Below are 5499 nucleotides of genomic sequence, written 5' to 3'. Positions count from 1 at the left end.
GTCGGACGGAGGAGGGGACGTCGACGCCGGCCTCGTGCAGCGCTCGCACGGCACCGCAGGCGACCATGTCGTTGAAGGCCACGATCGCGTCGACATCCGGGTGGGCAGCGAGGAGCGCGTGGGTGCCGTGGGTCCCCGAGGCGAACGACGTGCTCTCACAGGTGGTGCGGGACGCGGGAACGCCGCGCGCCGCCATCGCTGAGAGGAAGATTCGGCCGCGGTCCGTCGGGGTCGTGGCCGATCCGACGTCGAGCAGCACAGGGCGGCGGGCGCCGCGCTCGATCAGGTGGTCGACGAGGTCCTGCATGGCCGCCGTGACGTCCAGCTCGACGGCCCCGCCGGCCCTCCCCGGCACCCCGTCGATCCGCACGAACGGCGTCGTGTCGGCCAGCCCATCGGCGACGCGCGGGTAGCCGATCACCGCGTCGGCCTGCGCCGCGAGATCGGCGAGCAGCGCGCTCGCATCGGCGGCCCCTGCCGTCTGCGCGAGGACCACGTTCCACCCGCGCCGGGTGGCGCTGGTGACCACCGATGCCGCCAGTTGCGGGTAGTACGGGTTGGTGAGGTCGTCCACGACCAGGCCGATCGTGCGCTGCCGATGGCCCACGAGCCCGCGCCCGTACCGCGATGGCCGGTACGCCAGCTCCTTGGCCGCCGCGAGCACCCGCGCCTTGGTGGTCGCGCTGATCCCCGGCATGTCGTTCATCGCGCGGGTCACGGTCTGCCGCGAGACGCCGGCCGCGTCCGCCACGTCGATGATCGTGGCGGCACGCGGGCGCTCGGTCACGGCGTGTCGGCCCGCAGGTCGAGGTAGTCCACCTGCCTCGGCGTGAGGTCCACCGTGAGGGCGGCCAGAGATGACCGGGTCTCCGCGATGGTGCGGGGGCCGATCAGCGGGAACGTGGGGAACGGCTGGTGCAGCACGAAGGCCAGAGCGATCGCCGTCGGGTGCACGCCGAGCTCGTCGGCGAGAGCCCGCGCCCGCCGGAGCCGTTCGAAGTTCTCGTCGCTGTAGTAGCAGCGGACCAGCTCGGCGTCGGAGCGGTCGGCCGGGTCGGCGCGCACGAAGAACCCGCGCGCCTGTGAGGACCACGGCAGCAGCGGCGTGCCGGTCCGGGCGAGCCACTCCTTGGACTCAGGATCGGTCGCGTGGCGGCACCCGGCCCACGGCACGTCGTACGCCTCGGCCAGGCCGAAGTGGTTGCTCAGCACGCTGAAGCCCTGCCGTCCGTTCGCCTCGGCGTAGGCATTCGCCTCCTCGAACCGCTCGATGCTCCAGTTGGAGCCTCCGAACACGCCGATGCGGCCCGCTCGGGCGTGCTCGTCGAGGACGTCGACGAACTCACCGACCGGGATGTCGGTGTTGTCGCGGTGCATCATGTAGATGTCGGCACCGTCGATGCCGAGCCGGTCCAGCGACGTCTGCAGCTGGCTGCTCAACGACTCGGGGTCGCAGTGCGGCGTGTGCGCACCCTTGGCGATCACCACCACGTCCTCTCGCACGCCGCGGGTGGCGAGCCAGCGGCCCAGCAGCGTCTCCATCCGCCCGCCGCCGTAGATGAAACCTGTGTCGAACGCGGTGCCTCCCGCCTGCGCGAAGTGATCGAACATCGCGGCAGCGTGGGGGAGCGTCAGCTGGTTGTCGCAGCCCATCACCACGCGTGAGACGTCCTTGGCCAGACCGGCGATGCGGCCGTAGCGCATCTGCTCGCGGCCGAACGTGAGCGGCTGCCCCGAGACGGTCGGGATCTGTGCCTCGTCCCGTTCGAACGGGTACATGAGGTCGAGCTGGCGGCGCCACTCGTCGAGCACGCGCAGGTTCCCGAGCGTGTCGGCGTGGCTCATGCCGGGCGCCTCCCCGGCGTCGACGGCCTCGGCGAGGGCGTCGGCCTCGAGCGCGTAGGGCCGGTGCCCGTCGAGGGTCTCGATGGTCGGTTCTGTTCCGACGGCGGCGAGGGTGATCTCGTTGCCCTCCGCCATGGTCCAGGGGTGCTTCAGGCGGATCGAGCCGCCCGAACCATGGATGGTGACCCCGACGTCGGCGAGCCGAACTCCGGTCCGGACGTTCGCCGTCGAGCCATCGGCGAAGGTGAGGTCGGCGACAGCCCAGGTGTCCACGCCGCCCTCCACGGTGCCGGAGGCACGCACCTCAACCGGGTCGGCGAACGCCGCGCCGGAGGCGGCGCCGGCGATCGCGCGGGCGTAGGAGACCGGGTAGCCGCCGACGTCGAGGATGCCGCCGCCCGCGAGATCCGGGTCGAACAGGCGGCCCTTGGTCGACCCTGCGGCGAAGGCGAACGCGGCGTCGACGTGGCGCAGCTCGCCGATCGCGCCGCCCGCGACGAGCTCGAGCACGCGCGCTGTCTGCGGGTGGAACCGGTACATGTAGGCCTCGAGCAGCACCTTCCCTGCGGCGCGCGCGGCATCGACCATCGCCATCGCCTGCGCGTGGTTCGGTGCGAGCGGCTTCTCGCAGAGCACGTGCTTGCCGGCGGTCAGCGCAGCAATCGTGAGCTCGGCGTGCGTGGTGTGCACCGTGGCGATGTAGACGGCGTCGACGTCGGGGTCCGCGAGGATCTCCTCGTAGGTGCCGGCGCGCAGTTCGCCGTGCGTGCTCGCGAACTCCTCGGCGAAGGTCTGGGCGCGGGTGGGATCGGAGCTCCCGACCGCGACGAGTGTCCCGTACGTGCTGGCCGGGAGCTGCGTCGCGAACCTGCGCGCGATGTTGCCGGGGCCGAGCACGGCCCACCGGATCGGGTCGGTCATGGCGGACTCACCTTCGAGGTTGGGGACGGCGCCGTGAACGTTCACGGCGCGCGGTCAACGCTAGTGCGGGTCCAGCCCGAGCGCCACCCCCGCTTTCAACGCTCTTTCGCCTCCACGGCGCTTTCAACGCTGATTCGGCACGGTCAGCCGGCTGCGACTCCCGCGAGCCACTGAGCGCAGAGCGGCTGCCACTGGCGGGCCGGGATGTCGTCGCGCATCGCGACGCCGTGCTCACCTTCGGTGAAGGTGTGGACCTCGTGCGGGACGCCGTGCTCGGCGAGTGCGGTGGCCAGTGGGTAGGCGTGCTCGTGGATGAGCACCGCCGCGTCGACCACCGTGTGCCAGAGGAAGGTCGGCGGTGCGTCGGGGGTCACGAGGCGTTCGAGGGAGGTCGCGGCCCGCAACTCGTCGGACGCGTCGGCGCCGAGGAGGTTGTGGCGCGAGCCCTCGTGCGTGCTCGTGAGCATCGACACCACCGGGTAGCAGAGCACGGCGAAGTCGGGCCGTTCCTCCGAGGTGCTGTCGGGTGCGAACGCTGTGTGGCCGGCGAGATGTCCGCCGGCAGAGAACCCGAGTACGCCGACCGTGCGCGCACCCGCGGTCCGCTCAGCGGCGATCTCGGCGCGCACCATCTCCAGCGGCGCCGGGTGACGTGCGACGATCGGGTACCGCACCACCCGGGCCTCCCACCCCAGCGAGCGCAGCCACTCCGCGACCGGCTCGCCCTCCTTGTCCGAGAGGTGCTGGTACGCCCCGCCGGGCAGCACCAGGATCGTGCCGGGTGTGGTGACGGGCATGGGGTCCTCGCCGAAAGAGCGTTGAAAGTTGTCCGGTGACGAAAGAGCGTTGAAAGCGGAGGGGCGGGGTCAGCTCACACGGGTGAGCGGCATCCCGAGGAGGCTCTTGGCCTCCTGGCGAGCGCCGTCGTCGGCGGCCTGTGCGAGGTGCTCCAAGCCTGGGGGGAGGGCGCGACCCAACGTGGCCATCGACTGCGCGTACAGGCGGCCGGCGCGGTAGGAGGAGCGGACCAGCGGGCCTGACATGACGCCGAGGAAGCCGATCTCCTCGGCGCGGTCGGACCAGTGCACGAACTCGGCCGGCTTGATCCAGCGCTTGACCGGGTGGTGCAGCTTGGATGGGCGCAGGTACTGCGTGATCGTGATGATGTCGCAGCCGGCCTCGTGCAGGTCCACCAGTGCCTTGTCGATCTCGTGGTCCTCCTCGCCCATGCCGAGGATGAGGTTCGACTTGGTGACGAGCTCATCCTCCTTGGCCATGGTGAGGACCTTGAGCGACTTGTCGTAGGTGAAAGCGGGCCGGATCTGCTTGAAGATCCGCGGCACGGTCTCGAGGTTGTGGGCAAACACCTCGGGCCGGGCCTCGAACACCTTCTGCACGTACTCGGGCACGGCGTTGAAGTCGGGCGGAAGGATCTCGACGCCGGTGCCTGGGTTGCGCGCGTGGATCTGACGCACGGTCTCGCCGAAGAGCCAGGCGGCGCCGTCGGGCTGGTCGTCGCGCGCGACCCCGGTGATGGTCGCGTAACGCAGCCCCATCTCGGCAACGGACTCCGCCACGCGGCGTGGCTCGTCGCGGTCGAGCGGGCGCGGCTTGCCGGTCGAGATGTCGCAGAAGTCGCAGCGCCGCGTGCAGATGTCTCCGCCGATGAGGAAGGTCGCCTCGCGGTCCTCCCAGCACTCATAGATGTTGGGGCAGCCCGCCTCCTGGCACACGGTGTGCAGACCCGCGCCCTTCACCCGGCTCTGCATCGCGGAGTACTCCGGCCCCATCGTGGCCTTCGTACGGATCCACTCGGGTTTGCGCTCGATCGGGGTCTGCGCGTTGCGCGCTTCGATCCCGCGCACGCGGCGCCCGTCCACGGTGTTGTCGGGGGCCGGGGTCACCAGTGTCGGGATACCCAGCATCGTTGGTCCGGTTGTGTCGGCCACGTCAGTCACCCTAGGCGAGATCCATGGTCGACGGCGCTGCCCGGCTGGGTGGTCCACGTCACGGTCAGACTCACGACAGCGCCGGCGCTACCTCCGCGGGTTCAGGCAGCGACGACCGCGGCGAGCCTCGCCTCGACCAACGGGAGCACATCGGCGACGCCGATGTGCCGGCCGAGCTCCGCCGTCAGGGAGGTGGCAGTGGCATCCTCGAGTCCGCACGGAACGATGATCTTGGCCCAGGACAGGTCGCAGTCGGCGTTGAGGGCGAACCCGTGCATGGTCACGCCTCGGCTGACGCGGACCCCGATGGCGGCGACCTTGCGGTCGGGCTGGTCGCCGTCGCCGAGCACCCACACCCCGGAGCGGCCCTCGACGCGCACGGTCACCAGTCCCAGATCGGCGCAGACGTCGATCAGCAGCTGCTCGAGGCGGCGCACGTGAGCAACCACGTCCACCGGGTCGGGGAGCCGCACGATCGGATAGCCCACGAGCTGGCCCGGACCGTGCCAGGTGATCTTGCCGCCGCGGTCGACCTTGATGACCTCGCTGCCGTCGATCGGCTTCTCGCTCGGGCGCGTGCGAGCCCCCGCCGTGAACACCGAGCTGTGCTCGCACAACAGCACGGTGCCCGGGCGCTCGCCCGCGACCGCCTCGGCGTGCACCTGCCGCTGCCGCTCCCAGCCGCGGCGGTAGTCCACGAACCCGGGCGCGAATCCCAGTCGTTCCACCACCAGCTCTCGTGATGGGAGCGAGTTCTCGACGGCGGGTGTCGCGGTCATCTGTG

General features: G+C 71.0%; 5 protein-coding genes. All 5 read right to left on the bottom strand.

Annotated features, from left to right (window positions below; translation table 11 throughout):
- The coding region (locus ACOJSN_RS07455; RefSeq protein ID WP_420111872.1) for a LacI family DNA-binding transcriptional regulator at positions 1-787 on the bottom strand (787 nt) is incomplete at its 3' end.
- The gene (locus tag ACOJSN_RS07450; protein ID WP_420111871.1) at positions 784-2766 is read right to left on the bottom strand and encodes an aldo/keto reductase; all 1983 of its coding nucleotides are present in this window, start codon (positions 2764-2766) and stop codon (positions 784-786) included. The genes ACOJSN_RS07450 and ACOJSN_RS07455, both read right to left, overlap by 4 nt.
- A 143-nt stretch (positions 2767-2909) precedes the next feature.
- The gene (locus ACOJSN_RS07445; RefSeq protein ID WP_420111870.1) at positions 2910-3563 is read right to left on the bottom strand and encodes an alpha/beta hydrolase; all 654 of its coding nucleotides are present in this window, start codon (positions 3561-3563) and stop codon (positions 2910-2912) included.
- Between the two features lie 69 nt (positions 3564-3632).
- Positions 3633-4691, bottom strand: coding sequence for a lipoyl synthase (gene lipA, locus ACOJSN_RS07440; RefSeq protein WP_420111874.1), 1059 nt, complete (start codon positions 4689-4691; stop codon positions 3633-3635).
- Between the two features lie 125 nt (positions 4692-4816).
- On the bottom strand, positions 4817-5494 hold the full coding sequence (lipB, locus tag ACOJSN_RS07435) for a lipoyl(octanoyl) transferase LipB (RefSeq protein WP_420111873.1): 678 nt from the start codon (positions 5492-5494) through the stop codon (positions 4817-4819).
- Between the last annotated feature and the right edge of the window lie 5 nt (positions 5495-5499).

The sequence above is a fragment of the Pseudactinotalea sp. genome (assembly GCF_048594945.1).
Classification (GTDB): Bacteria; Actinomycetota; Actinomycetes; order Actinomycetales; family Beutenbergiaceae; genus Pseudactinotalea.
This window is presented reverse-complemented; position numbering and strand designations above follow the sequence as displayed.

Coding starts and splice junctions, on each gene's coding strand:
- ACOJSN_RS07450 (WP_420111871.1), bottom strand. CDS start 2,766: ATGACCGACCCGATCCGGTGGGCCGTGCTCGGCCCCGGCAACATCGCG.
- lipB (WP_420111873.1), bottom strand. CDS start 5,494: ATGACCGCGACACCCGCCGTCGAGAACTCGCTCCCATCACGAGAGCTG.
- ACOJSN_RS07445 (WP_420111870.1), bottom strand. CDS start 3,563: ATGCCCGTCACCACACCCGGCACGATCCTGGTGCTGCCCGGCGGGGCG.
- lipA (WP_420111874.1), bottom strand. CDS start 4,691: ATGCTGGGTATCCCGACACTGGTGACCCCGGCCCCCGACAACACCGTG.